Source organism: Pseudomonas sp. BN515 (assembly GCF_029873155.1).
In the GTDB taxonomy this organism is placed as follows: domain Bacteria; phylum Pseudomonadota; class Gammaproteobacteria; order Pseudomonadales; family Pseudomonadaceae; genus Metapseudomonas.
In genome coordinates, this window is record NZ_SSOH01000049.1 from 82624 (window position 1) to 108030 (window position 25407).

Consider the following 25407-nt stretch of genomic DNA (forward strand, 5'->3'; position numbering starts at 1 on the left):
TGACTCAACGGGGAAAATGGGTCCAATCCTGCCAGTCGACGCCGGTGATACCGGCGCTCTGCAGGCGCGTGCGCCAACGCTCGAGCTGTTCCCGCAACTGCGTGCGCGATGTCCCGGCCCAGGATTCCTCAGCCGGCAGCTGGGTCTCGACACTCTGGGCCAGACGGAAGCGCAGCGCCGGCCAGCGCCGGGCGATGGATTCCGCCAGTTCGGCGCTTCGGGCGGGATTGCGGGTGTAGATCATCAGGTCGACCTGCCGCACGCCGCGCTTTGGCAGGGCGCAGGGCACGCAGGTCGCATCGGCGACTGGCTCGGCGAACCAGCGGGGATGGCTGGATAGCTCCAGCGGCCAGGACACGACCGCGGACACGGCGCCCAGGGTGTCCAGCCAGTCCTGCAAGCGGCGGTCGGGCACCGGCCAGCCGAGTTGCTCCACCTCAAGATCCAGGTGCAGGGCATCGAACGGCAGCCCCTTGAGCTTGCCGAGCAGATCCAGCAAGCGCTGGCGCCCTGCGGGCTCCAGCCAGGCCGGGTCCCCCAGCAGCAAGGCCACCTGCAAGCCTTGGGCGTGGGCGTCATCAAGGGTGTCCTGCAGTTGCTTGCGCAGGGCCGGGATGTCGGCCACCTGCCCACCATCGAGCCCCAGGTACAGCCGCGTCATGCCGGCGCGGCGCAGTTCGCGCAGTTCCGCGTGACGAGTCGCGGGATTCAGCAATGCCCCGCTTTTCCACAGGTAAACGCCCTGGCTCCAGCCGGTCGGGCCGACGCCCATCGGCGCCGCCCCGACCACCCCCAGGGCGGTCCAGTCGAGACGCTGCGGCCCCAGCAGGCCAGCCAGGGCCTGGTCATCGTCGACGAACAGGCGCAGGGCCGCTTCACGCAGCCAGGCAGCGTGCCAGGCGGCAATCAGGCGCAATCCGCTGTTGTAGCGTTCAAGTTCCACAGCCAGTTCCTCGGCCGGGCTCTCGGAAACCGAGCGCTCGGCGCGCAGCCGCTGCTCCCGCAGGGCCTGGTCTGAAACGGCCAACTGCTCGCGCTCTCGATCCAGGTCCAGCGCTGCCTGGCGTTGCGCCTGCAGGGTCTGCCCAAGGGACTGGAGCAGTTGCTGGCGCTCGGCTTCCAGCTGCGCCAGGGCGGCTTGATGGCGCGCCTCACCTTCGCGATTGCGGGCCCGGCCGTAGTTCATCAGGTCGAAGGGCGCGGACAGACTGAGCGCAGCCACCAGCCCGTCGCCGCTCTTGCTGGCGCCGCTGCGTGACTCGTAGCTCTGCGCAACGCTGAAGCTTGAGTCGACGCTCTCGTACCAGGGCGATTGACGATTCCGCTCGGCGTGGCGCAGTTCGTCCTGTCTCTCTTGCAGGCGCGGGTGCCCCTCCAGGGCCTGACGCCAATTGGACAGCGGCAGCACTTGCGTTGACAGCGATACCGCTTCGGCCTGCTGACCAGGGCCAATCTCCATACCCGCCAACCCGGCCAGGCTGGCGCGGGTGTCCTCCACCAGGAGCGCGCTCTGCCGGCAACGCTGCTGGAGACCCTGCCATTGGCCGTCCAGCAACCGCGCCTGCGAAGGCAGCAGCCAGCCGCCCTGTTGACGCCGGGTCAGGCGTTCGCGAGCTGTCTGGGAGGCGGGCAGCAGCCCCTTGCACCAGCGTTCTTCCTGCTCGGCGCGCCACCAGTCGGCGTAGGCGCTGCGTAAGGCCAGACGTTGCTCCGCCAGGCGCAACAGGCGCTGCGCCTGCTGCCGTTGCTGCTCAAGCTCCACCGCCGATACGGCCTGCACTTGTCGACGCAGGCTGCCGAGCAGCGGGTGGCGCAGGCCGAGGGCCAGGTCACGCCCGTAATAGTCGTCACGCAGGTCTTCGGTCACCAGTTCGTGGTAGTGCCCGGTACTGCCAGAGCCGAACCACTGCCAGCCCGCCTCGGCTTCGCGCTGTTCCTTGAGTGCATCGAGCGCCCGCAGCTCGGCCGCCTTGGCCTGCAGCGCGGCCCCGTCTTCGGCGCGGTCCAGCACCTGGGCCAACGGCAGCACGTCGGCCCGGGCCATGCCGGCGGACAGCAGCAGTGCGCAGAAAAGAAATGGACGAATCATGAACTCAGAACCTCTTGGCCCTGCGCAGCACCCACCAGGGCGCCATGCTGGTTTCCTCATGGCCGCGACGCAGGGCCTCGTTGAGCATGGCCACCGCGCTCCACATGCGCATGACCAGCATGAACAGCGGGAAGACGAAGACCACAGGGAACAATCGCAGGTCCATGCGCGGCCGCTCGGACACCAGGGCCAGCATGGCCACATAGAGCAACAGCGTCATGCCCAGATAGACCAGGTAGATGAGGGCGGCCAGGGCCAGGAAGCGCGGCCAGGGCAGCACCAGGGGCCCGGCCAGGCAGTAGCCGGCGATGATGAAAGGCAGTACCAGCTGGAAGAAAAAGCCGGTGATCAGGGTCATCAGGAAATTCGGCCAGCCCAGCAGGCGCGGATTGAAGCTGTGCCGGTGCTTGCGAATGTAGAGGAAGTACAGGTCACCGTCCCAGCGCAGGCGCTGCTTGAGGAACTGCAGGAAGGTCACGGGCGCGTCGGTATGGCCGATGGCGCCGGGCTCGAAAGGAATGCGCAGGGGCCTGCGGCCGAAGTAGTTCTTGATCCGCAGGGTGATGTCGAGGTCTTCCGCGGTGTGGGTGTCCCAGCCGCCGATCTTGTCGAGAAAACTGCGGCGAAACGCGCCGAACGCGCCGGATACGTTATTCACCAGGTTCCATTCGCTGAGGCCGATCTTGGCCATGTGGATCGACAGCTGATACTCCAGCGCCTGCATGGCGGTGGTGAGCGAAGCCCGGGCGTTGCGCACGCGCAGGCTTCCTGCCACGGCCGGGACGTCCGGGTCGGCGAAATGACGGACCATCTGGCTGACCATGTCGTTGTCGAAGGAGGTGTCGCCGTCCAGGGCCATCACCACTTCGCCGGTGCAGTGCGCCAGTCCCGCGTTCAGGGAGGAGACCCGGCCACCGCGCTGCCACTTGGCGATGGGTCGCAACAGGCGTCGCGGATAGAGCTGCGGATCGACGCGAAAATCCCGCACGGCCTGCATGGTGGGCTGGTTCACAGCCGCTCCGTCCACCACCGGAATCATCTCGATGTAGCCGGGGTAGGTCTGCTCACACAGGCTGCGCAGGGTCGTCTGGACGTCCCGACCCTCGCTGTAGCAGGTGATGATGCAGGACACCCGCGGCCGATAGGTGCTCTGCTGGGGCAACTCGAACGGCTTGCGGACGAACCAGCGCAGAACGCCAATCAGCACCAGCAGGTTGAGCGGCAGCTCCAGCAGCAGGAAGGCCGGCAGCAACATGAAGGCACCCTGCAGAATGCCATCGCTCCTGGCGAACTCGCCGAGGAGCAGCAGCCACTGCTCGACAAAAGCTTCCATGCTTAGCCCAACTGTCCGCCCAGACGCGCCAGCAGCAGCGCCGCGTCTTCCTGGTCCTGCTGATCATCGGGAGCCGTGAACACCGCCAACCGCACCTCGATGGGCGTCGCCTGTCCGGCGGTCAGGCGTTCCGCGCCCTTGACCAGGCGCTTGCGCACCACCTCCAGGCCAATGGCATCGGTGTGCGGCATCAGCAGCCAGAGCACCTCCTCGCTCAGCCGGCAACAACGATCGGTTTCCCGCACGGCTTCCTGCAGGCGCTCCACCAGCCCGTCCACCAGCGCGTGGCCGCGCATCTCGCCGAGTTGGGAGAGGGTTTCCAATAGGTTGACGAAACGCAGACCGAGTAGAGAGAAGGCCGGCTCCCGGTGCCGTCGCGTCAGTTGCAACTGCCAGTTCAGCAACTCGAGGAAGGCCTGGCGTGGCAACAAGTTGAGGCTGCCGAAGCGCTCGATGTTCGTCGCCCCGGCGCCGAAGCCTTCCCGGCACCTCAGGCGCCCGGCCTCGGCCAGGCGGAAGTGGCGTACCTCGCGCACACGCAGCTTGTCGGGTGCGTGGGATTGGCCGCAGTCCAGGCAGCGCGCATCCACGGCGGCATCAACGAAGAAGGCCTGGCAGTTGCGGCAGCGATAGTTCTCCAGCGGGCGGTCGTAGTCGCTGCCAATATGCCGAAGACGGGTCAGGCAGTTCGGGCAGAGCAGCACGCCTTCCTTGAGGAAGTGTTCCTGGGGGCCGACGTGCCCGCAGGTGAAGCAATGCAGCGAAGGCTGGCGACTGATGTCCAGGGCCTGGCACTCGGGGCAGACATCCACGTAATTGAGGCGGCCCGACCCACAGCTGGTGCACAAGCGCAGCCTGTCCTGCAGTGCACCCTCTTCCAGCCAGCCCTGCTGGCTCATCAGCTGTAGCCAGGAGAATTGATTGATGGTCTCTTCGTTGCCGAGGGCTTCCAGCAGCGGATAGCGGTAGTGCTGGGGCACGCCGGCATCACGCACTGCAAGGACTTCACCGCGTGAGCGCAGCCAGAGCCACGCCATCACCCGTTCTTCGAAGCGTTCAGGGGCGGTTCCGCGATTGAAAAGGCCAAGGCGCTCGCGCCAGAGGCGCCAAAGGGGCGTGATCGCACCCAGGTCGGCCGGCGGCGGGCCGTCACCCAGGGCAATGCACCAGGGATCCTGGTCCTGGCAGCAGTAGATCAGACTGAAGCGATAGCGGGGATCGAGGCGCAGGCTCCGCAAGGCCGGGCCCGCCTGTGCGCCCGGTAGGTCGACCAACAGCACATCGGCTTCGGAATCGGCCTGCAGGCTCGCGAGATCGTTGTAGCGTTCCAGCTCAATGCCGGGGAATCGATACGGACCAGCGCCAAGTAACGCAATCCTGGGTGTGGTTCTGGACATGGATAAAACTCAAGCATTCCTTGGCTCAATCTTCTCACTATAGACGCGCCGCTTCGCCTTAACACGCGTCAATGTTTCCTCGATCAGCTCGGTACCACCTGCTCCAGCGGCACGTAGAGTTTCTCGTACAGCGCCTTGACCGCTGGCTGTGCTTCCGGCGCGAGGTAACCACCTTCCAGCGCCAGCACCTGGTAGATGCCTCGGCGCAGCAGTTCCTGGCTGAGGTCGGCGGCATCGCCTCGGGTGGTGCAGAGGAAGCGCACCCAGGAGGTGACGATGATCCAGCTGTTGAGGGTCAGGGCTTCGACCTGGGCAGGGCTCATCAGCAGGATGCCGGCGCTGACGAAGCCGCGATAAATGGCCTGGGCATGGTCCAGGCAGCGCTGGGCGAAGAGCCGGTAGCGCGCGGCGAGTTCCACATCGGATTCCAGCAGGTGCTCCAGGTCACGATGCAGGAAGCGGAAGTCCCACATGGCCGCCAGCAGGGACTCCAGATAGAAGGTCTTGTCCTCCACCGTCACCGGGCGACCTTCCGGCAGGCGCAGAAAGCTGTCCACCCGCGCCTCGTAGAGGCCGAACAGCTCGGCGATGATCTCCTGCTTGTTGCGGAAGTGGTAATAGAGGTTGCCCGGTGACATGCCCAGGTGAGCGGCGATGTGGTTGGTGGTGACATTGCGCTCGCCCTGGGTGTTGAACAGCCCGAGGCTCTCCAGAACGATGCGGTCGCGGGTCTTGGGTCTTGGTGCCATCGGGCGGTGGTTCCTGCAATCGGTAGGCGCGGCGAGCGGTAAAGGTACACCGCGCGGCGTTCGGGAAACACCCGGTGTTACCGGCAGCCGCCCCGTCCAGCATTTCGTTGGGCTGCCGCCGAACGAGCCGGCGAGCAAGCTATTTGACAGATTAGAGCAATTGCTCTAAAAATCCAGCGACACCAAAACAACAGAGCCACGTCGCGTCCGCTCGGCGGATTCGAACGACGCTCCCGGAGCCGCCGAGGAACCGCGCCATGGTCGCCGACATCGCCTACCTGCAACAGAGCCAGCAGCAGATCAGCCAGCTGGAAACCCTCTTCCAGCGCCAGCGCGAGGCCTTTCGCGCCAACCCCATGCCCAGCGCCGAGCAGCGCATCCAGTGGCTGAAGTCCCTCCGCGAGCTGCTGTTCACTGAGCAGGAGGCGCTGATCGCGGCCATCTCCCAGGACTTCAGCAATCGCTCTGCCGACGAGACCCGACTCGCCGAGATCATGCCCAGCCTCCACGGCATCCACTATTCCGCCAAGCGCCTGAAGAAATGGATGAAGCCGTCCCGCCGCAGCGTCGGCCTGGCCTTCCAGCCGGCCTCGGCCAAGGTGGTGTACCAGCCGCTGGGCGTGGTCGGTGTGATCGTGCCGTGGAACTACCCGCTGTTCCTGGCCATCGGCCCGCTGGTGGGCGCCCTGGCCGCGGGCAACCGGGTGATGATCAAGATGAGCGAGTCCACCCCGGCCACCTCGCAACTGGTGAAAGACCTGCTGGCGCGGATCTTCCCCGAAGACCTGGTGGCCGTAACCCTGGGCGAAGCCGAGGTGGGCGTGGCCTTCTCCCGCCTGCCCTTCGACCACCTGCTGTTCACCGGTGCCACCAGCATCGGCAAGCACGTGATGCGCGCCGCCGCCGAGAACCTGACCCCGGTGACCCTGGAGCTGGGCGGCAAGTCGCCAGCCATCGTTTCCGCCGACGTACCCCTGGCCGACGCCGCCGAGCGCATCGCCTTCGGCAAGACCATGAACGCCGGCCAGACCTGCGTGGCCCCGGACTACGTACTGGTGCCGGAAGACCGCGTCGACGGTTTCGTCGAGGCGTATCGCCAGGCCGTGAAGGGTTTCTACCCGCAGCTGACCGACAACCCCGACTACACCGCCATCATCAACGAGCGCCAGCTGGGCCGCCTGAAAGGCTACCTGGCCGACGCCGAAGCCAAGGGCGCACGCCTGGTGCCGCTGTTCCCTGAAGCCCAGGGCCGCCGCCTGCCGCACACCCTGGTGCTGAATGCCACCGATGACATGAAGCTGATGCAGGACGAAATCTTCGGTCCCCTGCTGCCGGTGGTTCCCTATCGCAACATCGACGAGGCCTTCAGCTACATCAACGACCGCCCGCGTCCGCTGGCGCTCTACTATTTCGGCTACGGCCGGGGCGAGCAGCAACGCGTCCTCAACGAAACCCATTCCGGCGGCGTATGCCTGAACGACACCCTGCTGCACGTCGCCCAGGACGACATGCCCTTCGGCGGTATCGGCCCGTCCGGCATGGGCCATTACCACGGCCACGAAGGCTTCCTGACCTTCAGCAAGGCCAAGGGCGTGTTCATCAAGCAGCGCTTCAATGCCGCGAAACTGATCTACCCGCCCTATGGCAAGGCCATCCAGAAGCTGGTCTTCAAACTCTTCGTCCGCTGAACCGGGCTTTCGCAGGCAGATAACAAGAATGAGCGATACCACCCTCGATGCGCCGGGGCTTTCCCGGCGCAATCTGCTCAAGGTCGGCCTGTTCGGCTCGGCCTTCCTCGCCACCGCCGGTGTGACCGCCAGCCTCAGCGGCTGCTCGGCCAGCGTTCCAGCTAGCGGCTTCGCGGTGTTGCGCCAGTCCGACATGCCCTTCCTCCGGGCTCTGGTGCCAGTGATGCTGGAAAGCGCCGTACCCGCCGGGAAGATGGCCGCAGCCGTGGACGGCACCCTGCAGAGCCTGGACTACGCCCTGCACCGCCTGTCGCCGGAAATGCTCAAGCTGACTATGCAGCTGTTCGACGTGCTCGCCCTGCCGATCACCCGAGGCCCGCTGACTGGCATCTGGGGCAGCTGGGACAAGGCCGGCGCCCAGGACATCCGCGAATTCCTCTCGCGCTGGGAACACAGCTCCATCGGCCTCTTGAAGATGGGCCACGCCTCCCTGCTGCAACTGGTGATGATGGCCTGGTACGGCCGCCCGGAATCCTGGGCACATTGCGGTTACCCAGGCCCGCCCACCGTTTGACGGTGCCCGCGCGCTTCATCGAATAACGACAAGAACTCGCCCGAGACCCTGAAATGCCTGTACCCGATCTGTTCGCCGAAGGCCTGGCCCGCGGCTGGAAAACCCACAACGGCTCGCGCCTTGAAAACGACCTGACCCTGGAAGCCGACGTCGCCATCGTCGGCAGCGGTGCCGGTGGCGGCACCACGGCGGAAATCCTCAGTGCGGCGGGTTTCAAGGTGCTGCTGATCGAGGAAGGCCCGCTGAAGACCAGCTCCGACTTCAAGATGCAGGAGGCCGAGGCCTACCCGAGCCTGTACCAGGAAGGCATAGGCCGCATGACCAAGGACGGCGCTATCACCATCCTCCAGGGCCGCGCGGTCGGAGGAACCACCCTGGTGAACTGGACCTCCAGCTTCCGCACCCCGGACCCCACGCTTGAACACTGGGCCCGCGAGCACGGCGTGAAGGGCTTGTCGGTCGCCGAGATGGCCCCCTGGTTCGAGAAGATGGAACAACGCCTGGGCGTTGCCCCCTGGGCAATTCCGCCGAACCCCAACAACGATGTGATCCGCCTTGGCTGCGAAAAACTCGGGCTGCACTGGAAGGTCATCCCGCGCAACGTGCGTGGCTGCTGGAACCTGGGTTACTGCGGCATGGGCTGCCCGACCAACGCCAAGCAGTCGATGCTGGTCACCACCATTCCCGCCACCCTGGAAAAGGGCGGTGAGCTGCTTTACCTCGCCCGCGCCGACAAGCTGCTGTTCGAGGGCGACAAGGTCAGCGGCCTCGAATGCCTAGGCCTGGACGAGCGTTGCGTGGCGCCCAACGGCCACAAGATTACCGTCAAGGCGCGCCACTACGTGCTGTCCGGCGGCGGCATCAACACTCCTGCCCTGCTGATGCGTTCCGACGCACCGGACCCGCACGGCCGCACTGGCAAGCGCACCTTCCTGCACGTGGTGAACTTCTCCGCCGCGCAGTTCGACCGCCTGATCAACCCCTTCTACGGCGCGCCGCAGTCGATCTATTCCGACCACTTCCAGTGGGACGACGGCGCCACCGGGCGCATGTCCTACAAGCTGGAAGTTCCGCCACTGCAACCCTCGCTCACCTCCACGCTGCTGGGCCGCTTCGGTGTCGACAACGCCCTGCGCATGGAACAGCTGCCGCACACCAACGTGATGCTGGCGCTGATGCGCGACGGCTTCCACCCGGACAGCGCCGAAGGCACCGTGGAGCTACGCGGCGACGGCAGTCCGGTGCTCGACTACCACATGACCGACTACACCTGGGACGGCATCCGCCGGGCCTACCACGTCATGGCCGAGATCCAGTTCGCCGCCGGCGCCCGCGCCGTGCTGCCGATGCACAGCGACGCCGACTACGTGAAGACCCTGGATGAAGCCCGCAAGCTGATCGACGGCCTGCCGATGGAGCTCTATCGCGCCCGCCTGGGCAGTGCCCACGTGATGGGCGGCTGCGCCATGGGCGAGGACCCGAAGCAGGCGGTGACCGACAGCCTTGGCCGCCACCACCAGTTGGCTAACCTCTCCATTCACGACGGTTCGCTGTTCCCCACCAGCATCGGCGCCAACCCGCAGCTCTCGGTCTACGGCCTCACGGCCAAGCTGGCCACGGGCCTCGCCGAGCGACTGGGCAAGGCGTGACGAGCGGAGCGCGTCGAGGAGGAGGTCCATGGACAAGCTCATCTCCGCCCTGCTGATCGTCGCCGGCATCATTCACTTGCTGCCGGCCAGCGGCCTGCTCGGCGCTGAACGGCTGGCGACGCTCTACGGCCTGTCGTTCAGCGAACCCAACCTGCTGCTCCTGATGCGCCACCGCGCGGTGCTCTTCGGCCTGCTCGGCGCGCTGCTGGTCTGGGCCGCCTTTCGTCCGGCCCTGCAACCCGTGGCCATGCTGGGCGGACTGGTGAGCGTGCTGTCCTTCCTGCTGCTGGCCTGGATCACGCCCGGCTACAACGCCGCGCTGCGCAAGGTGGTGATCGCCGACTGGGTGGCGCTGGCCTGCCTGGCTCTGGCCGTCGTGCTCTGGCTGCTGCGCCGACCGGCGCCGGCAGGATGAGCGCACTTCTTGGCCGCAGGGATTCGCTGCGCTACCATCCGATTCCCTTTCGGTCCCCTGCCAGGACGTCGCGATGAACCGAGTGTTGTATCCGGGCACTTTCGACCCCATCACCAAGGGTCACGGCGATCTGATCGAACGCGCTTCGCGCCTGTTCGATACCGTGATCATCGCCGTTGCCGCGAGCCCGAAGAAGAATCCGCTGTTCAGCCTGGAGCAGCGTGTGGAGCTGGCGCGCGAAGTCACCAAACACCTGCCGAACGTCGAGGTGGTGGGCTTCTCCACCCTGCTGGCGCACTTCGTCAAGGAACAGAATGCCAATGTGTTCCTTCGCGGCCTGCGCGCCGTGTCGGACTTCGAGTATGAATTCCAGCTGGCCAACATGAACCGCCAACTGGCGCCGGACGTGGAGAGCATGTTCCTCACCCCGTCGGAGAAGTACTCCTTCATCTCCTCGACCCTGGTACGCGAAATAGCGGCCCTGGGCGGCGACATCAGCAAGTTCGTGCATCCCGCAGTAGCAGCTGCGCTGGCTGAGCGTTTCAAGCGCTAACGACAGCCCCTCCGCGATCGACGCGTGCGTCGATCGCGGCATTCCGGCACAATTCCGCTATTTTCTGTTCAAGGCCGCCGCTGCCTGGCGACGGCAGGAGTTGTTCCCATGTCCCTCAAGATCACCGACGACTGCATCAACTGCGACGTCTGCGAACCCGAGTGCCCCAACGGCGCGATTTCCCAGGGCGAGGAAATCTATGTGATCGATCCCAACCTGTGCACGGAATGCGTTGGCCACTACGACGAGCCCCAGTGCCAGCAGGTCTGCCCCGTCGATTGCATTCCCCTCGACGAAACCCATGTCGAAAGCAAGGATGAGCTGATGCAGAAGTACCTGAAGCTCACCGGCAAGGCCTGACCCGTGGGCCGCCCGGAACGCGGCGTCTACCGCGGCGCGCTGCTCGCCACGCTGCTTCTGCTCGCGGGCGCCGTGCAGGCCGCCCAGCCAGGCCGCGCGGCAGTCGCCACGCCCCACCCATCGGCCACCGTGGCCGGCCTGGAAACCCTGGCCCAGGGCGGCAACGCCTTCGACGCCGCCGTGGCCATCAGCGCCGCCCTTGCCGTTGCCGAGCCTTATGGGTCCGGCCTGGGCGGCGGCGGTTTCTTCCTGCTCCGCCAGGCTGGCGAGAAGCCCGTCTACCGCTTCCTCGATGCCCGTGAGCGTGCGCCGCTGGCCGCCCATCCGCGGCTCTATGTGCGCGACGGCAAGGCCGACCCGGCACTTTCCCTGGACGGCCCTCTGGCCGCCGCCATCCCCGGCCTTCCGGCAGCCCTGGCGGATCTCGCCAGCCGCTATGGCCGACTGCCGCTGGCCGACAGCCTGACCCCGGCGATCCGCCTGGCCCGCGACGGTATTTCGGTGGATCGCATCTACCGTGAGCGCGCCTCCTGGCGCCTGTCGTCCATGCGCGACGACCGCGAGACCGCCCGCCTCTTCCTCGACCACAAGGGCGAGGTGCCGGAAGAGTTCAGCCTGCTGCGCCAGCCGGAGCTGGCCAACACCCTGGAACGCATGGCTCGCTACGGCAAGTCCGGCTTCTACAGCGGCCCCACCGCGGAAAAACTGGTTGAGGGCGTCAATGCCGCCGGTGGCATCTGGAGCCTGCGCGACCTCGCCGACTACAAGACCGTGGAACGCCAGCCGATCCGTTTTCCCCTCGCCGATGGCCGCGAGCTGATCGGCGCCCCGCCGCCCTCGGCCGGCGGCATTGCCCTGGCCCAGAGCCTGGCGATGCTGCAGGAACTGCCCTGGCGCAAGGCCGACCGCGTGCAGCGCACCCACTACGTGGTGGAAGTGCTGCGCCGCGCCTATCGCGATCGGGGCCTGCTGGGCGATCCGGACTTCGTCGCGATTCCCCAGGCCAAACTGCTCGACGCCGACTACCTGAAGAAACTCGCCTCCGGCATCGACGCCCGCCGCGCCACGCCGAGCAGCAGCCTGCCGCCGTCGCCGCCCCTGCACGAAGGCGAACACACCACCCATTTCGCAGTGATCGACAAGGACGGCAACGCCGTGGCGGCCACCCTGTCCATCAACCTGCCCTTCGGCGCCGCCTTCACCGTGCCCGGCACCGGCGTCCTGCTGAACGACGAGATGGACGACTTCGCCGCCAACCCTGAAGGCGCGAATGCCTATGGCCTCGCGGCCAGCCAGGCCAACGCGGTGGGCTCGGGCAAGCGCCCGCTGTCGTCGATGAGCCCTACCTTCATCGAGAGCGAGCAGGAATTCACCGCCTTCGGCACTCCGGGCGGCAGCCGAATTCCCAGCATGGTGCTGCTCTCGGTGCTGGAGTACCTGGACGGCCAGCCGGTGAGCCGCTGGCCTGCCGTGGCGCGCTACCACCACCAATACCTGCCGGACCAGATCGAGCACGAGCCGGGCGCATTCAGCAGCAGCGAAAGCGCGGAGCTGCAGGCGCGCGGTTACAGCCTCAAGCCGCTGTCACGCAATTACGGTAACCAGCAGGTGCTGTTCTGGAACAAGGCCAAGGGCAGCCTCGAAGCCGCCAGCGACCCGCGCGGTCTAGGCCTATCCGAAATCCTCGAAATCGAGAAGTTGAAGTAGGAGCGAATTCATTCGCGAAGGGCCGTCCCAGCGGCCCGTTGACCCAAGCCAGCACAAGGGGTCCGCATCGCGAATGAATTCGCTCCCACAGAAAACAGGGCCACACCTCAGGACTGCCGTTCTCCTTCCAGCACGATCAGCGACTCTTCGTCCTGCTCCAACCTCCGCAACTCGCGGAACAGCAACTCTCCCTCACCCAGCATCAGCACGTTGCGCAGGCTCTGGAAGATCCGGCTGGCGTAGCCCAGGTCGTTCATCAGCGAGCTGGTCTGCAGGCCATCCAGTTCAGTGCTGCGTACAGAATTGAACAGGCGGGTGCGGAAGGTGCCGTCGAAGGCCGCCGCCTTCTCGTCCAGCCAGCGCAGGCGCTCGTTCCAGGCCTCTTCCGGGAGATCGGAGCGGCCCAGCTCGCGTAATTCGTGGAGCATCGCCAGCAGATGACGGCGCAAGTCCACGTAGGCCTCGCGGATGGGAGACGGCTCCTCGGCCAGGTAGCGCCCGAGGTTCTTCTGCAGATGCTTGGCATCCTTCACCGCATCTACCAGTTGCAGCGCGGCCAGTTGGCAACTGACCCAGAACTGCTGGTGCGCCTCGTCCAGCGGCAGGTCGAGCCGCCCCATGAAGCTCAGCAAGTCGCCGTACACCCCCTTGATATGCCGCTGGTAGAGCGCTTCGGCATCCAGGTGATAGCGCTCCGGCCGTGCGTGCAGCAGACGCTCGTCACCCTGGGCGCTGGCCAACTGGTCCACCGGCAGGTAGAGCGCATGGCAGATCACCTCCATGCTCAGCCGGCCGAGGTGGTGCAGCTCGCGCACCACGGCGCTGGCAGCGGCGTCCGCCGAATCCAGGGCGCGCTCGCTGAGGTAGCGCGCCTGGGTGCGCCGGGGTTCTTCCTGTCCGGCGGCCAGCTCGGTGATCAGTACCTGGGGCTCTTCGCGCTCCGGCAGCCAGCGCACCAGCCACTGGGCAAGGCGCTCCTGCAGCGGCCAGAACAGCAGCACGCCCATGGCATTGATCAGGCTGTGGAACATGGCCAGCTGGATCAGTTCGTTCTCGCCCAGGCCGGTGAGGGCGGCCAGGCGATCGACCAGCCAGCTCAGCGGCGCCAGCAGGATGAAGGCCAGGGTGCAGGTGACCACGTTGAACAGCACATGGGCCAGGGCCAAGCGCTGACCGCTGCGGTTACCGCCGAGGGAACCGACGAAGGCGGTGGTTACGCTGCTGCCGACATTGGAACCAATGGCGATGGCGAAGCCCTGGGCCAGGTCCAGCTGCCCGCCGGCCAGCGCCGCCAGGGTCAGCATCAGGGTGGCATGGCTGGACTGCAGCACCACCGTGACCAGCAGGCCAATCAGTGCGAACAGCAGACTGCCCATCAGCCCGTCAGCCTGGTACGCGGTGAGGTCGAGGCCGTCGCCAAAGCTGGCGAAGCCGTCCTTGATCTGGTCGATACCCAGGAAGATGAAGGCGATGCCGAGGACGATGCGCCCAGCGGCCTTGCTCTTCTCACCCAGGAAGCCACCGAGCACGCCGAACACCAGCAGCGGCAGGGCCAGCGGGCTGAGGCTGAGGTTCTGCCCGGCCAGCGCCAGCAGCCAGATGCCGCTGGTGGCGCCCAGGTTGGCGCCGAAGAGGATGGCGATGCCGCCGGCGAGCTGGATCAGCCCGGCACTGATGAAGGCGATGGTGAGCAGGGACACCAGCGTGCTGGACTGCAGCAGCAAGGTGCCGCCGATGCCGAACATCAGCCCCTTGAAGGAGGTGGCCGTGCTGCGCGCCAGCAACTGCTCCAGCTTGCCGCCGGCGAGCTGGCGCAGCCCTTCCTCCAGGCACTGCATGCCGAACAGGAACAGCGCGAGCCCCGCGCACAGTTCGAGCCAACCGGAACTGAACCAGAAGCTCAAGGCCAGTCCGACGGTGGCGAGGATCAGCAGAACAATGCGGGAGTAGTGCTTCACGGGCGGTATTCCTTCACCAGACAAGGCCCCAGCTATTAACCGATGCGATGGCCGGAGGGCAACCCGCGCGCGCCCCGGAAACGCCGACGGCCCCGATAAGGGGCCGTCGCGATGGAGCCGCAGGAAGGGATCAGTCTTGCCTGTAACCGCTCATGGTGCAGCCCAGGCAGCGCACGAAGGCCTCCCTGCCCGGCTCCACAACCAGCGCATTGGCGGCATCCTCGACATTACCGCCCAGGGCGGAGAACGGCAGGCTGATGATGAACAGGCCTGCGCCGATCACCGTGGCGCCGATCAGCAGCGGGCGGGCGATCAGGATGTCGCCGGCCATGCTGTAGCCGCTGGGGGCGTTGGCGGTGTACATGGGGTCGCCGCTGACATTTTCCTGTACCACTTCCGCATTAGCCGGCAGCGCCAGCAGGCCAGTGGTCAGCGCCAGGACAGCAGCGGTTGAGCGGAGCAGGTTCATACGGGCGATCCTTCAGATAGTGGTATACGAAAAACTATAACAGCGCATGGCACATCGGCAGCGTGACGGCCTTCAATCGCCATTGAAAGCGTAGTCGGGTTTTTTCGGTACGTAGGGCCGGTAGAAGGCCAGCAACTGCTGAAGGTCGGCCTGCTCGTCGCCAGTGGTGTAGAACGGCTGGCCGATCACCACCCGACGGTTGACGTAATCCAGGGCCGCCGGGACCACGGGCACGTCGGCGCCACGGGCGATGTGGTAGAAGCCCATCTTCCAGCGCTCCACCCGCTTGCGGGTGCCTTCGGGCGAGATGATCAGCATGAACTCGCGGCTCTGGCGGAATTGCTCCACTGCCTGCTCCACCATGTTCAGCTTGAGGTGGCGGTAGATCGGCACCCCGCCCCAGCGCTTCAACAGACCGCCGAAGGGCCGGCGGAACAGCGTGTGCTTGGCGAACCAGTGGCCATTCAGGCGCAGGACGAACTTCACCGCGAGGAAGATCACGAAGTCCCAGTTGGAGGTGTGATGGGCGCCGATCACCACAAACTTGTCGAGGGGCGGCATGCGACCCTCGATACGCCAGCCCATCAGGCGCAGCACGCCGTGGCCGATCGCCTCGGCAAAGGGATTGCGAGGCAGGTAGTTACCGTACATAGGACAGACTTCTTTCTTGTTCTAGAAATGCTCGACGCCGAGTCTGGCGACTCGGCGGGGGATCAGCGTTGGCAGCGCGGACAATAGACACTGGCACGTTGGCCGAGACGTATTTCCCGCAGGGTCGAACCGCACTGCTTGCAGAACTCGCCTGCACGGCCGTAGACCCAGAGTTCCTGCTGGAAGTAGCCGGGCTTGCCGTCGCCGCCGACGAAGTCGCGCAGGGTGGTACCGCCGCATTCGATGGCCTGGGCGAGGATGCGTTTGATCTCCTCGGCCAGCTTCAGGTAACGCGCACGGGAAATGGAGCCGGCCTCGCGGCGGGGGTCGATGCCAGCGGCGAACAGCGCTTCGCTGGCGTAGATGTTGCCGACACCCACCACCACGGCGTTGTCCATGATAAAGGGCTTCACCGCCATGCTGCGGCTGCGGGAAAGCTGGAACAGGCGCTCGCCGTCGAACAGGTCGGTCAGCGGCTCGGGCCCCAGGTGGCGCAGCAGCTCGTGGTTCAGCGGATCATCGCTCCACAGCAGGGCGCCGAAACGGCGCGGATCGGTGTAGCGCAGGGCCATTCCCGATTCCAGCTCGATATCCACATGCTCATGCTTGGCCACGGCCAGCCCGGCCTCCACCAGGCGCAGGCTGCCGGACATGCCGAGGTGGCTGATCAGCGTGCCGGCTTCGGCCTGCAATAACAGGTACTTGGCGCGGCGTTCCACGTGCAGGATGCGCTGGCCGGACAGGCGCACGTCCAGGTCCTCGGGAATCGGCCAGCGCAGGCGGCGTTCACGCACGATCACCCGGCTGACGCGCTGGCCTTCGAGGAAGGGCGCGATGCCACGGCGGGTGGTTTCGACTTCAGGTAATTCAGGCATCGGTTTCTCGGTACTCAGCTCGCGCCAAGTTCACGAATGCTTTCCTTGAGGTTCTCGAAGTCGTACTCCGAGAGACCCACGTAGTCCAGTACCTGACCACGGATGCTCATCCACTCGTAGTCCTCGGCCTGGTTGCCCAGCACCAGGTGCGAAGCGCAGATGTGCTCGGCCATCTTGAGGATCGCCAGCAGGTTCTTGAGCTGGGCGTCACGGCCAGAGTCGTCGCTGAAGATGGACGAGGCGTTGTGGTGGTTGGCGATGGCCTCGCAGAGGTGCTCCGGCAGGCGCCAGGAGCGCGCAGTGAAGTAGCCGACCACCGCATGGTTGGTGTTCAGCAGGCGGTTCTCGGTATCCACCACTCGGCGTTCCGGGCCCGCGCTGGCGTAGGCCTCTTCCAGCACCGTCATGTAGTCGGGGAAGCGCTTGAGCATCAGCGGGATGCCGCAATTGTGGAACAGGCCGAGGGCGTAGGCCTCGTCGGCGGACTGGTAGCCGATGCGCTTGGCCAGGGTCAGGCAGGTCATGGCCACGTCCTGGGCGGTGTCCCAGAAGCGGTTCAGGGTGACGATGGTCTCGTCGCTCATCTCGCCCTTGATCGACTGCGCGTTGATCAGGTTGATCACCGTGTTGCAGCCCAGCAGGTTCACCGCCTGCTGGATCGAGGCGATGCGGTTGGTCAGGCCGAAGAACGGCGAATTGACGATCTTCAGCAGCGCACCGGAGAGGCCCGGGTCCTGGCTGATCAGGCGGGCGATGGACTTCAGGTCGGGGCTGGGCATGACCTGCTCCATTTGCAGGTCGACCATGATCTGCGGCTGCGGCGGCACACTGATGCCCTGCAGGACCTGACGGATCTGATCTGCGGAAAGTTCTTGAGCCATGGGGACGAGTGGGAAGTTTGACCGAATCGACAGTCTACCCGGTTGCCCCAATCACTTGCTCGGGATTTCCGGCCATTTTCCGACTGTCGTGCCAAGTGGCCGCCAGCGCCGCCGGGTGGCCTCCGGAGCAGGTATTGCCTGGGGTATAATCCCCGCCTTTTTTCCGGAGAGTGACACATGTCCCTGCCCAGCCTGCGCCTCAAAGCCAATGCCGATCGACGCCTGCGCGCCGGCCACCTGTGGGTCTACAGCAACGAAGTGGACGTGGTCGCCACCCCGCTGAACCTCTTCCAGCCCGGTGACCAGGCCATTCTCGAAGCCGCCGGCGGCAAGCCGCTGGGCGTGGTCGCCCTCTCCCCGAACAACCTGATCTGCGCGCGCCTGGTATCCCGTGACATCAAGCACACCCTGGATAAATCCCTGCTGGTGCACCGCATCAACGTCGCCCTGAGCCTGCGCGAGCGCCTCTTCGACAAGCCCTTCTACCGCCTGGTCTACGGCGACTCCGACCTGCTGCCGGGCCTGGTGGTGGACCGCTTCGGCGATCACCTGGTGGTGCAACTCGCCTCCGCCGCCATGGAGCGCAACAAGGACGCCGTTCTCGACGCCCTGGTGCAAGTGCTCAAACCCCGTGGCGTGCTCTGGAAGAACGACTCCAGCGCCCGTGACGCCGAAGGCCTGGAGCGTTACGTGGACACCGCATTCGGCGTGGTGCCGGAATGGGTCGCCCTGGAAGAGAACGGAGTGAAGTTCGAAGCCCCGGTGATGGAAGGCCAGAAGACCGGCTGGTTCTACGACCACCGCATGAACCGCGCGCGTCTGGCGCCCTACGTGAAGGGCAAGCGCGTGCTCGACCTGTTCAGCTACATCGGCGGCTGGGGCGTGCAGGCCGCGGCCTTCGGCGCCAGTGAAGTGTTCTGCGTCGACGCCTCCGGCTTCGCCCTGGACGGCGTGGAGCGCAACGCCACCCTCAACGGCGTGGCCGAGCAGGTCACCTGTGTGGAAGGCGATGTCTTCGAAGCCCTGAAAGAGCTGAAAGCTGCTGAAGAACGCTTCGACGTGGTTGTTGCCGACCCGCCGGCCTTCATCAAGCGCAAGAAGGACCTGAAGAACGGCGAAGCTGCCTACCGCCGCCTGAACGAGCAGGCCATGCGCCTCTTGAACAAGGACGGCATCCTGGTCAGCGCCTCCTGCTCCATGCACCTGCCGGAAGACGACCTGCAGAACATCCTGCTCAACAGCGCCCGCCACCTGGACCGCAACATCATCCTGCTGGAGCGCGGCGGCCAGGGTCCGGACCACCCGGTGCACCCGGCCATCAGCGAAACCCGCTACATCAAGAGCCTGACCTGCCGCCTGCTGCCCAACAGCTAAGCGCGCACCCCGTACTGCGGCATCCGGGCCGGCCCCAGCGCCGGCCCGACCGCCAGCCTTTCCCTGCCGGCCAGGCCCGGCGTAGAATCGGGCGATTCCTCGCCAACCATCCTCCGGCGGGCCAGTGAGCCCCGGCCGAGCGAGCGGTGACCCCGCCCCGCCTTCCGGCCACCACCGACCGAACAGCCATCTGCTGTTTGCATCCGGTACGTTGCGCGCTCACGATGAGACTCTTATCGATACCTGATTAGCCGCAGGAAACCGTCATGCCCGATTACCGCTCGAAAACCTCCACCCACGGTCGCAACATGGCCGGCGCCCGTGCCCTGTGGCGCGCCACCGGGATGAAGGACGAGGACTTCAAGAAGCCGATCATCGCCATCGCCAACTCCTTCACCCAGTTCGTGCCCGGCCACGTGCACCTGAAGGATCTGGGCCAGCTGGTCGCCCGCGAGATCGAGAAGCACGGCGGCGTGGCCAAGGAATTCAACACCATTGCCGTGGACGACGGCATCGCCATGGGCCATGACGGCATGCTCTATTCCCTGCCGAGCCGCGAGATCATCGCCGACTCCGTGGAATACATGGTCAACGCCCACTGCGCCGACGCCATCGTCTGCATCTCCAACTGCGACAAGATCACCCCCGGCATGCTGATGGCCGCCCTGCGCCTGAACATCCCGGTGGTCTTCGTCTCCGGTGGCCCGATGGAAGCCGGCAAGACCAAGCTGGCCAACCACGGCCTGGACCTGGTCGACGCCATGGTGGTTGCCGCCGACGACTCCTGCTCCGACGAAAAAGTCGCCGAGTACGAGCGCAGCGCCTGCCCCACCTGCGGTTCCTGCTCCGGCATGTTCACCGCCAACTCGATGAACTGCCTGACCGAAGCCCTCGGCCTGTCCCTGCCGGGCAACGGCTCCACCCTGGCCACCCACGCCGACCGCGAGCAGCTGTTCCTGCGCGCCGGCCGCCTGGCTGTCGAGCTGTGCCAGCGCTACTACGGCGAAGGCGACGATTCCGTCCTGCCGCGCAACATCGCCAACTTCAAGGCGTTCGAGAACGCCATGACCCTGGACATCGCCATGGGCGGTTCCACCAACACCATCCTGCACCTGCTGGCCGCCGCCCAGGAGGGCGAGGTGGCGTTCGACCTGCGTGACATCGACCGTCTGTCCCGCAAGGTCCCGCAGCTGTGCAAGGTGGCGCCGAACATCCAGAAGTACCACATGGAAGACGTGCACCGCGCTGGTGGCATCTTCTCCATCCTCGGTGAACTGGCCCGTGGCGGCCTGCTGCACACAGACGTCGCCACCGTGCACAGTCCGAGCATGGCCGACGCCATCGCCCAGTGGGACATCACCCAGACCAATGACGAAGCCGTCCACACCTTCTTCAAGGCGGGCCCGGCCGGCATCCCCACCCAGGTTGCGTTCAGCCAGTCCACTCGTTGGGACACCCTGGACGACGACCGCGCCGAAGGCTGCATCCGCAGCGTCGAGCACGCCTATTCCCAGGAAGGCGGTCTGGCCGTGCTTTACGGCAACATCGCCCTTGATGGCTGCGTGGTGAAAACCGCTGGCGTGGATGAGTCGATCCACGTCTTCGAAGGCACCGCGAAGATCTTCGAAAGCCAGGACAGCGCCGTGAAAGGCATCCTCGCCGACGAAGTGAAGGCCGGCGACATCGTGATCATCCGCTACGAAGGCCCGAAAGGCGGCCCGGGCATGCAGGAAATGCTGTACCCGACCAGCTACCTGAAGTCCAAGGGCCTGGGCAAGCAGTGCGCCCTGCTCACCGACGGCCGCTTCTCCGGCGGCACCTCGGGCCTGTCCATCGGCCACGCCTCGCCGGAAGCCGCTGCTGGTGGCGCCATCGGCCTGGTACAGGACGGCGACAAGGTGCTGATCGACATCCCCAACCGCAGCATCAACCTGCTGGTTTCGGACGAAGAACTGGCCGCCCGCCGCGTGGAACAGGACAAGAAAGGCTGGAAGCCGGTGGCGCCGCGCGCGCGCAAGGTGACCACCGCCCTGAAGGCCTACGCCCTGCTCGCCACCAGCGCCGACAAGGGCGCGGTACGCGACAAGTCGATGCTCGAAGGCTGATCGCCCTGATCGACAGAAAGCCCGGCCCTTGCCGGGCTTTCTGCTTTCTTGTGGGAGCGAATTCATTCGCGATGCCCCAAAGGACGAGCCTTCGGCCCGTTTCGCGATTGAAATCGCTCCTACAGGTTCGCGTTCGACAGGTATCGCTTCGCCCAACCCATCCTACGCAGTAGAATCGCCGCTTTTTTGCGGTCGATCGCCATGACTTCACTGGAAAAGCCCCCTGTCCCCGAGGCTCGAAACGAGCTGCTCTACGGCCTGGAAGACAAGCCGCGTCCGCTGGCCGCCCTGCTGGCTGCGCTACAGCACTTGCTGGCCATCATCGTCCCCATCGTCACCCCCGGCCTCTTGATCTGCCAGGCGCTGGGCGTCTCGGCGCGGGATACCAACCTGATCGTCTCCATGTCCCTGGTGGTCTCCGGCATCGCCACCTACGTGCAGTGCAAGCGCTTCGGGCCGTTTGGCGCCGGGCTGCTGATCGTGCAGGGCACCAGCTTCAACTTCGTCGGCCCGCTGATCGCCGGCGGCGCGCTGATGGTCAAGCAGGGCTCGCCGGTCGAAGCGGTGATGGCGGCCATCTTCGGTGTGGTGATGGCCGGCGCTTTCGTTGAGATGGGCATCTCCCGCGTACTGCCCTTCGTCAAACGCCTGATCAATCCGCTGGTGACCGGCATCGTGGTGCTGATGATCGGCCTGACCCTGATCAAGGTCGGTCTGATCAGCATGGGCGGCGGTTTCGGCGCCATGGCCAACGGCACATTCGCCAACGGTGAGAACCTGCTGCTGTCCGGCACCGTGCTGGGTGTGATCCTGCTGCTCAACCGCATCCCGCTGGTATGGATGCGCAGTTGCGCCATCGTCATCGCCCTGCTCGCAGGCTACGCCCTGGCCGCGTGGCTCGGCCGCCTCGACTTCAGCGGCCTGCACGACGCGCCGCTGGTACAGGTGCCGGTTCCGCTGCACTTCGGCCTGGGCTTTTCCTGGTCTCTGTTCGTGCCGATGCTGGTGATCTACCTGGTCACTTCGCTCGAAGCCATCGGCGACGTCACCGCCACCAGCAAGGTCTCGCGCCAGCCGGTGGAAGGCCCGCTGTGGATGCAGCGGATCAAGGGCGGCGTGCTGGTAAACGGTGCCAACTCCCTGCTGGCCGGCCTGTTCAACACCTTCCCCAGCTCGGTCTTCGCGCAGAACAACGGCGTGATCCAGCTGACCGGCATCGCCAGCCGCCATATCGGCCTGTGGCTCGCCCTGATGCTGGTGCTGCTGGGCCTGTTCCCGGCGGTAGCCGGCGTGCTGCAGGCCATTCCCGAGCCGGTACTGGGTGGCGCCGCCATGGTGATGTTCGGCGCAGTCGCAGCCTCGGGCATCAATATCCTGGCCGGCACCACCCTGGACCGCCGCGCGCTGCTGATCATCGCCGTGTCGCTGGCCCTGGGCCTGGGCGTGTCGCAGGTGCCGGAATTCCTCGCCCACATGCCGGCCGCCCTGCGCAACATCCTCGAATCCGGCGTCGCCACCGGCGGCCTCTGCGCCCTGTTGCTCAACTGGTTCCTGCCGGAATCCCGCTAAGTGGCAGAATGGGTCCCATCACTCGATGGGACCCAGCCATGACCTCCCTCCGAATCGGCCTGATCTCAGACACCCACGGCCTTCTCCGGCCCCAGGCCCTCGCGGCGCTTGAGGGGTGCGACCACATCCTCCATGCCGGCGACATCGGCAAACCCGAAATCCTCGACGCCCTGCGCCAACTGGCGCCGCTGACGGCTGTGCGCGGCAATAACGACGTGGACACCTGGACCGACGCTGTACGCGAGATCGAAGAGCTGTGGCTGGGAGAGACCGGGATCTACCTGGTGCACGACCAGGCGGATATCCCCACTGATTTGAAGGAGCGCGGATTCAGCGTCGTGGTCACGGGGCATTCCCACAAGCCGCTGATTACCGAGCGCGCCGGCCTGGTGCACGTGAATCCGGGCAGCGCCGGACCGCGGCGCTTCAAGCTGCCGGTGTCAGTGGGGGTTCTGCTGATAGAGAACGGCAGGGTAAAAGCGGAGCTGCTGGAGCTGGACCTGTAGGGGCGAATTTATTCGCCAAGGACTGCGCAGCAGACCCCCTACACGCCCACGGCAGCCCTTCGGACTGCTTGGCGAATGAATTCGCCCCCACAAAAAGCGTCCACAGCGCTGGAGTTCAGCGCTTTTCCCACACCTCGAAGGCGTAGGCCGGCGTGTCCGTCGTCGCCTCGTGCTCAATGCTGGAGGCCAGACGCCAATCCTGCTGCGACACTTCAGGGAAGAACGCATCGCCTTCCGGAGCCAGCTCCACGCGGGTCAGGTAGAGGCGGTCGGCCTGGGCAAGGCCCTGGGCATAGAGCTGGGCGCCGCCGATCAGCATCAGCTCCTCGGCTTCTTCTTCGCGCGCCCAGGCATCAGCGCGCTCGATGGCGGCTTCCAGGCTGGGGAAGACTTCCGCGCCTTCCAGCACCAACCCTTCCTGGCGACTGACCACCAGATTGAGCCGGCCCGGCAGCGGACGTCCCAGGGAGTCCCAGGTCTTGCGGCCCATGATGATCGGCTTGCCGAGGGTCATGGCCTTGAAGTGCTTGAGATCCGCCGGCAGGTGCCAGGGCAGTTGGTTGTCGCGACCGATCACGCGGTTCTGCGCGAGAGCGGCGATCAGGCAGAGGGGCAGGGTCTTTTTCATGGCGGCGAGAATACCGGCTGCCGCCCGGGAGAGAAAGCCAACGGAGGATGGGCGCAGGCGACGATCGAGAGACCCGTTTCGGCGTCCGACAGGCCCCCAGAGGCACACCGTTCGTCGTGAGGCTTTTTCCTGATCGACTGGTCAATAACCAGAAGTGCAGGAATTACAGAAATTTACTGGAGATAGCCGAAAAATAGCCCAAGAATCTGGCTCGAAAAATTGTATACAAAGCACTAGTCAATGGGCTGACTAATTGTCTACAGTTGCCGGCACAATAACAAAACCGAGAGCCCACCATGACAGTCCCATCCGCAAGTCCGTCTCCGGTGCAACGTCCGGAAGATGAAAACCTCGGCATTGGAGCCAACCTCGCCTACGGTCTGCAGCATGTGCTGACCATGTATGGCGGAATTGTCGCGGTACCCCTGATCATCGGCCAGGCTGCCGGGCTATCGCCCGCAGACATCGGCCTGTTGATCGCAGCCTCACTGTTCGCCGGTGGCCTGGCCACCCTGCTGCAAACCATCGGTCTCCCCTTCTTCGGCTGTCAGCTGCCCCTGGTGCAAGGCGTGTCCTTCGCTGGCGTGGCAACCATGATCGCCATCATCGGCAGTAACGGCGCCGGCGGCATTCCAGCCGTACTTGGCGCGGTAATCGCCGCCTCACTGATCGGCCTGCTGATCACCCCGATATTCTCGCGGATCACCAAGTTCTTCCCGCCGCTCGTGACCGGCATCGTGATCACCACCATCGGCCTCACCCTGATGCCCGTGGCGGCACGCTGGGCAATGGGCGGCAACAGCCAGTCGCCGGACTTCGGCAGCGTGGCCAACGTCAGCCTCGCCGCCTTCACCCTCGCCACCGTGCTGCTGCTGAGCAAGCTGGGCAGTGCCAGCATCTCGCGCCTGTCGATCCTCCTGGCGATGGTCATCGGCACCGTGACTGCGGTGTTCTTCGGCATGGCGGATTTCTCCAAGGTGCTCGAAGGCCCGCTGGTGGCCCTGCCCACTCCGCTGCACTTCGGCATGCCGGAATTCCACATCGCGGCGATCCTGTCGATGCTGATCGTGATCATCGTGACCCTGGTGGAAACCTCGGCGGACATCCTCGCCGTCGGTGAAATCATCGGCACCAAGGTGGACTCCAAGCGCCTCGGCAACGGCCTGCGTGCCGACATGATTTCCAGCTCCGTGGCTCCCCTGTTCGGTTCCTTCACCCAGAGCGCCTTCGCCCAGAACGTCGGCCTGGTGGCCGTGACCGGCGTGAAGAGCCGCTATGTGGTAGCCACCGCCGGCCTGATCCTGGTCACCCTCGGCCTGCTGCCGGTGATGGGTCGCCTGATTGCCGCGGTCCCCACCTCGGTACTGGGCGGCGCAGGCGTGGTGCTCTTCGGCACCGTGGCCGCCTCCGGCATCCGCACCCTGGCGCAAGTCGACTACCGCAACAACATGAACCTGATCATCGTCGCCACCTCCATCGGCTTCGGCATGATCCCGATCGCGGCGCCGACCTTCTACCACCACTTCCCCGCCTGGTTCGAAACCATCTTCCACTCCGGCATCAGCTCGGCCGCGATCATGGCCATCCTGCTGAACCTGATCTTCAACCACCTGAAGGCCGGCAACTCGGACCAGCAGTCGGTGTTCGTCGCCGCCAGCGAGCGCACCCTGCGCTACCAGGACATCGCCGCCTTGAACGAGGGCGACTATTTCCGCGACGGCAAGCTGTACGACTGCGACGGCAACGAAGTGAAAGTGGTGTCCGAACATGACGACCACCACGGCGCGCCATCAACACCCCGGGTGAAGGTGGCGGCCAGCTCCCACAGCCACTGACAGATGAAGGCCGGCGCCCAGCGCCGGCCTTCTCTTTTGATG

Annotated in this window: 22 protein-coding genes; 12 read left to right on the forward strand and 10 right to left on the reverse strand. The window is 65.6% G+C overall.

Annotated elements, in window-relative coordinates; all coding sequences use genetic code 11:
• Window positions 1-4 precede the first annotated feature (4 nt).
• The 4 genes from E8E91_RS12855 to E8E91_RS12870 all read right to left on the reverse strand — a co-directional run bounded on the left by E8E91_RS12855 (window position 5) and on the right by E8E91_RS12870 (window position 5568).
• Complete coding sequence (locus E8E91_RS12855) at window positions 5-2089, reverse strand: TolC family protein (protein WP_280376071.1); 2085 nt, start codon at window positions 2087-2089, stop codon at window positions 5-7.
• 4 nt (window positions 2090-2093) lie between these two features.
• Complete coding sequence (locus E8E91_RS12860; protein ID WP_190833190.1) at window positions 2094-3422, reverse strand: glycosyltransferase; 1329 nt, start codon at window positions 3420-3422, stop codon at window positions 2094-2096.
• Between the two features lie 2 nt (window positions 3423-3424).
• The gene (locus E8E91_RS12865) at window positions 3425-4819 is read right to left on the reverse strand and encodes a diguanylate cyclase (protein ID WP_280376072.1); all 1395 of its coding nucleotides are present in this window, start codon (window positions 4817-4819) and stop codon (window positions 3425-3427) included.
• Between the two features lie 83 nt (window positions 4820-4902).
• Window positions 4903-5568 (reverse strand): TetR/AcrR family transcriptional regulator, encoded by a 666-nt coding sequence (locus tag E8E91_RS12870; RefSeq protein ID WP_280376073.1) that lies wholly within the window; start codon window positions 5566-5568, stop codon window positions 4903-4905.
• A gap of 257 nt (window positions 5569-5825) precedes the next feature.
• Here E8E91_RS12870 and E8E91_RS12875 point away from each other — a divergent pair, with 257 nt between their 5' ends.
• The 7 genes from E8E91_RS12875 (at window position 5826) to ggt (ending at window position 12514) form a co-directional block, all read left to right on the forward strand.
• A complete protein-coding gene (locus E8E91_RS12875) occupies window positions 5826-7256 on the forward strand; it encodes a coniferyl aldehyde dehydrogenase (protein ID WP_280376075.1) in 1431 nt (476 codons plus the stop codon).
• A 28-nt stretch (window positions 7257-7284) separates the two neighbouring features.
• Complete coding sequence (locus E8E91_RS12880; RefSeq protein ID WP_280376076.1) at window positions 7285-7830, forward strand: twin-arginine translocation pathway signal protein; 546 nt, start codon at window positions 7285-7287, stop codon at window positions 7828-7830.
• Window positions 7831-7883: 53 nt separating this feature from the next.
• On the forward strand, window positions 7884-9479 hold the full coding sequence (locus tag E8E91_RS12885; protein ID WP_280376077.1) for a GMC family oxidoreductase: 1596 nt from the start codon (window positions 7884-7886) through the stop codon (window positions 9477-9479).
• 28 nt (window positions 9480-9507) lie between these two features.
• Complete coding sequence (locus E8E91_RS12890; RefSeq protein WP_280376078.1) at window positions 9508-9894, forward strand: phosphopantetheine adenylyltransferase; 387 nt, start codon at window positions 9508-9510, stop codon at window positions 9892-9894.
• Window positions 9895-9967: 73 nt separating this feature from the next.
• Window positions 9968-10447 carry a pantetheine-phosphate adenylyltransferase gene (gene coaD, locus E8E91_RS12895; protein WP_151131280.1) on the forward strand — a complete coding sequence of 160 codons (480 nt, stop codon included), beginning with the start codon at window positions 9968-9970 and terminating at the stop codon, window positions 10445-10447.
• Window positions 10448-10555: 108 nt separating this feature from the next.
• The gene (locus E8E91_RS12900) at window positions 10556-10807 is read left to right on the forward strand and encodes a YfhL family 4Fe-4S dicluster ferredoxin (RefSeq protein ID WP_028629061.1); all 252 of its coding nucleotides are present in this window, start codon (window positions 10556-10558) and stop codon (window positions 10805-10807) included.
• A gap of 39 nt (window positions 10808-10846) precedes the next feature.
• Window positions 10847-12514, forward strand: a complete 1668-nt coding sequence (gene ggt / locus E8E91_RS12905) for a gamma-glutamyltransferase (RefSeq protein WP_280376134.1) — start codon at window positions 10847-10849, stop codon at window positions 12512-12514.
• 107 nt (window positions 12515-12621) lie between these two features.
• Here the strand turns inward: ggt and E8E91_RS12910 are convergent, their stop codons facing one another.
• The 5 genes from E8E91_RS12910 to E8E91_RS12930 all read right to left on the reverse strand — a co-directional run bounded on the left by E8E91_RS12910 (window position 12622) and on the right by E8E91_RS12930 (window position 17294).
• Window positions 12622-14472 carry a Na/Pi symporter gene (locus E8E91_RS12910; protein WP_280376079.1) on the reverse strand — a complete coding sequence of 617 codons (1851 nt, stop codon included), beginning with the start codon at window positions 14470-14472 and terminating at the stop codon, window positions 12622-12624.
• A gap of 130 nt (window positions 14473-14602) precedes the next feature.
• Complete coding sequence (locus tag E8E91_RS12915) at window positions 14603-14941, reverse strand: multidrug transporter (RefSeq protein ID WP_280376080.1); 339 nt, start codon at window positions 14939-14941, stop codon at window positions 14603-14605.
• A gap of 72 nt (window positions 14942-15013) precedes the next feature.
• Window positions 15014-15592 carry a lysophospholipid acyltransferase family protein gene (locus E8E91_RS12920; RefSeq protein ID WP_280376081.1) on the reverse strand — a complete coding sequence of 193 codons (579 nt, stop codon included), beginning with the start codon at window positions 15590-15592 and terminating at the stop codon, window positions 15014-15016.
• 62 nt (window positions 15593-15654) lie between these two features.
• Window positions 15655-16467 carry a bifunctional DNA-formamidopyrimidine glycosylase/DNA-(apurinic or apyrimidinic site) lyase gene (gene mutM / locus E8E91_RS12925; RefSeq protein ID WP_280376082.1) on the reverse strand — a complete coding sequence of 271 codons (813 nt, stop codon included), beginning with the start codon at window positions 16465-16467 and terminating at the stop codon, window positions 15655-15657.
• A gap of 14 nt (window positions 16468-16481) precedes the next feature.
• Window positions 16482-17294 carry an HDOD domain-containing protein gene (locus E8E91_RS12930; RefSeq protein ID WP_190833395.1) on the reverse strand — a complete coding sequence of 271 codons (813 nt, stop codon included), beginning with the start codon at window positions 17292-17294 and terminating at the stop codon, window positions 16482-16484.
• Window positions 17295-17525: 231 nt separating this feature from the next.
• On the opposite strand from E8E91_RS12930, the gene E8E91_RS12935 reads away from it, so the two are divergent.
• The 4 genes from E8E91_RS12935 to E8E91_RS12950 all read left to right on the forward strand — a co-directional run bounded on the left by E8E91_RS12935 (window position 17526) and on the right by E8E91_RS12950 (window position 22902).
• Window positions 17526-18722: a class I SAM-dependent rRNA methyltransferase gene (locus tag E8E91_RS12935; RefSeq protein WP_280370706.1), complete on the forward strand. Its 1197-nt coding sequence runs from the start codon at window positions 17526-17528 to the stop codon at window positions 18720-18722.
• Between the two features lie 266 nt (window positions 18723-18988).
• Window positions 18989-20827, forward strand: coding sequence for a dihydroxy-acid dehydratase (gene ilvD / locus E8E91_RS12940; protein WP_280376083.1), 1839 nt, complete (start codon window positions 18989-18991; stop codon window positions 20825-20827).
• Window positions 20828-21028: 201 nt separating this feature from the next.
• Window positions 21029-22396 (forward strand): uracil-xanthine permease family protein, encoded by a 1368-nt coding sequence (locus E8E91_RS12945; RefSeq protein WP_280376085.1) that lies wholly within the window; start codon window positions 21029-21031, stop codon window positions 22394-22396.
• 38 nt (window positions 22397-22434) lie between these two features.
• Window positions 22435-22902 carry a metallophosphoesterase family protein gene (locus E8E91_RS12950; RefSeq protein ID WP_280376086.1) on the forward strand — a complete coding sequence of 156 codons (468 nt, stop codon included), beginning with the start codon at window positions 22435-22437 and terminating at the stop codon, window positions 22900-22902.
• Between the two features lie 115 nt (window positions 22903-23017).
• On the opposite strand, the gene E8E91_RS12955 is transcribed toward E8E91_RS12950, so the two are convergent.
• Window positions 23018-23530, reverse strand: coding sequence for a dihydrofolate reductase (locus E8E91_RS12955; protein WP_280376087.1), 513 nt, complete (start codon window positions 23528-23530; stop codon window positions 23018-23020).
• Between the two features lie 296 nt (window positions 23531-23826).
• Between E8E91_RS12955 and E8E91_RS12960 the strand changes: the two genes are divergently transcribed.
• Window positions 23827-25365 (forward strand): nucleobase:cation symporter-2 family protein, encoded by a 1539-nt coding sequence (locus E8E91_RS12960; protein WP_280376088.1) that lies wholly within the window; start codon window positions 23827-23829, stop codon window positions 25363-25365.
• Window positions 25366-25407: the final 42 nt, after the last annotated feature.

What these genes read in the sequence shown, in the direction of transcription:
- E8E91_RS12865 (WP_280376072.1), bottom strand. Translation starts at nt 4,819, where the DNA reads ATGTCCAGAACCACACCCAGGATTGCGTTACTTGGCGCTGGTCCGTAT.
- mutM (WP_280376082.1), bottom strand. Translation starts at nt 16,467, where the DNA reads ATGCCTGAATTACCTGAAGTCGAAACCACCCGCCGTGGCATCGCGCCC.
- E8E91_RS12945 (WP_280376085.1), top strand. Translation starts at nt 21,029, where the DNA reads ATGACTTCACTGGAAAAGCCCCCTGTCCCCGAGGCTCGAAACGAGCTG.
- E8E91_RS12920 (WP_280376081.1), bottom strand. Translation starts at nt 15,592, where the DNA reads ATGTACGGTAACTACCTGCCTCGCAATCCCTTTGCCGAGGCGATCGGC.
- E8E91_RS12900 (WP_028629061.1), top strand. Translation starts at nt 10,556, where the DNA reads ATGTCCCTCAAGATCACCGACGACTGCATCAACTGCGACGTCTGCGAA.
- E8E91_RS12955 (WP_280376087.1), bottom strand. Translation starts at nt 23,530, where the DNA reads ATGAAAAAGACCCTGCCCCTCTGCCTGATCGCCGCTCTCGCGCAGAAC.
- ilvD (WP_280376083.1), top strand. Translation starts at nt 18,989, where the DNA reads ATGCCCGATTACCGCTCGAAAACCTCCACCCACGGTCGCAACATGGCC.
- E8E91_RS12870 (WP_280376073.1), bottom strand. Translation starts at nt 5,568, where the DNA reads ATGGCACCAAGACCCAAGACCCGCGACCGCATCGTTCTGGAGAGCCTC.
- E8E91_RS12875 (WP_280376075.1), top strand. Translation starts at nt 5,826, where the DNA reads ATGGTCGCCGACATCGCCTACCTGCAACAGAGCCAGCAGCAGATCAGC.
- E8E91_RS12855 (WP_280376071.1), bottom strand. Translation starts at nt 2,089, where the DNA reads ATGATTCGTCCATTTCTTTTCTGCGCACTGCTGCTGTCCGCCGGCATG.
- E8E91_RS12960 (WP_280376088.1), top strand. Translation starts at nt 23,827, where the DNA reads ATGACAGTCCCATCCGCAAGTCCGTCTCCGGTGCAACGTCCGGAAGAT.
- E8E91_RS12890 (WP_280376078.1), top strand. Translation starts at nt 9,508, where the DNA reads ATGGACAAGCTCATCTCCGCCCTGCTGATCGTCGCCGGCATCATTCAC.
- E8E91_RS12880 (WP_280376076.1), top strand. Translation starts at nt 7,285, where the DNA reads ATGAGCGATACCACCCTCGATGCGCCGGGGCTTTCCCGGCGCAATCTG.
- E8E91_RS12860 (WP_190833190.1), bottom strand. Translation starts at nt 3,422, where the DNA reads ATGGAAGCTTTTGTCGAGCAGTGGCTGCTGCTCCTCGGCGAGTTCGCC.
- E8E91_RS12950 (WP_280376086.1), top strand. Translation starts at nt 22,435, where the DNA reads ATGACCTCCCTCCGAATCGGCCTGATCTCAGACACCCACGGCCTTCTC.
- E8E91_RS12885 (WP_280376077.1), top strand. Translation starts at nt 7,884, where the DNA reads ATGCCTGTACCCGATCTGTTCGCCGAAGGCCTGGCCCGCGGCTGGAAA.
- E8E91_RS12915 (WP_280376080.1), bottom strand. Translation starts at nt 14,941, where the DNA reads ATGAACCTGCTCCGCTCAACCGCTGCTGTCCTGGCGCTGACCACTGGC.
- E8E91_RS12935 (WP_280370706.1), top strand. Translation starts at nt 17,526, where the DNA reads ATGTCCCTGCCCAGCCTGCGCCTCAAAGCCAATGCCGATCGACGCCTG.
- coaD (WP_151131280.1), top strand. Translation starts at nt 9,968, where the DNA reads ATGAACCGAGTGTTGTATCCGGGCACTTTCGACCCCATCACCAAGGGT.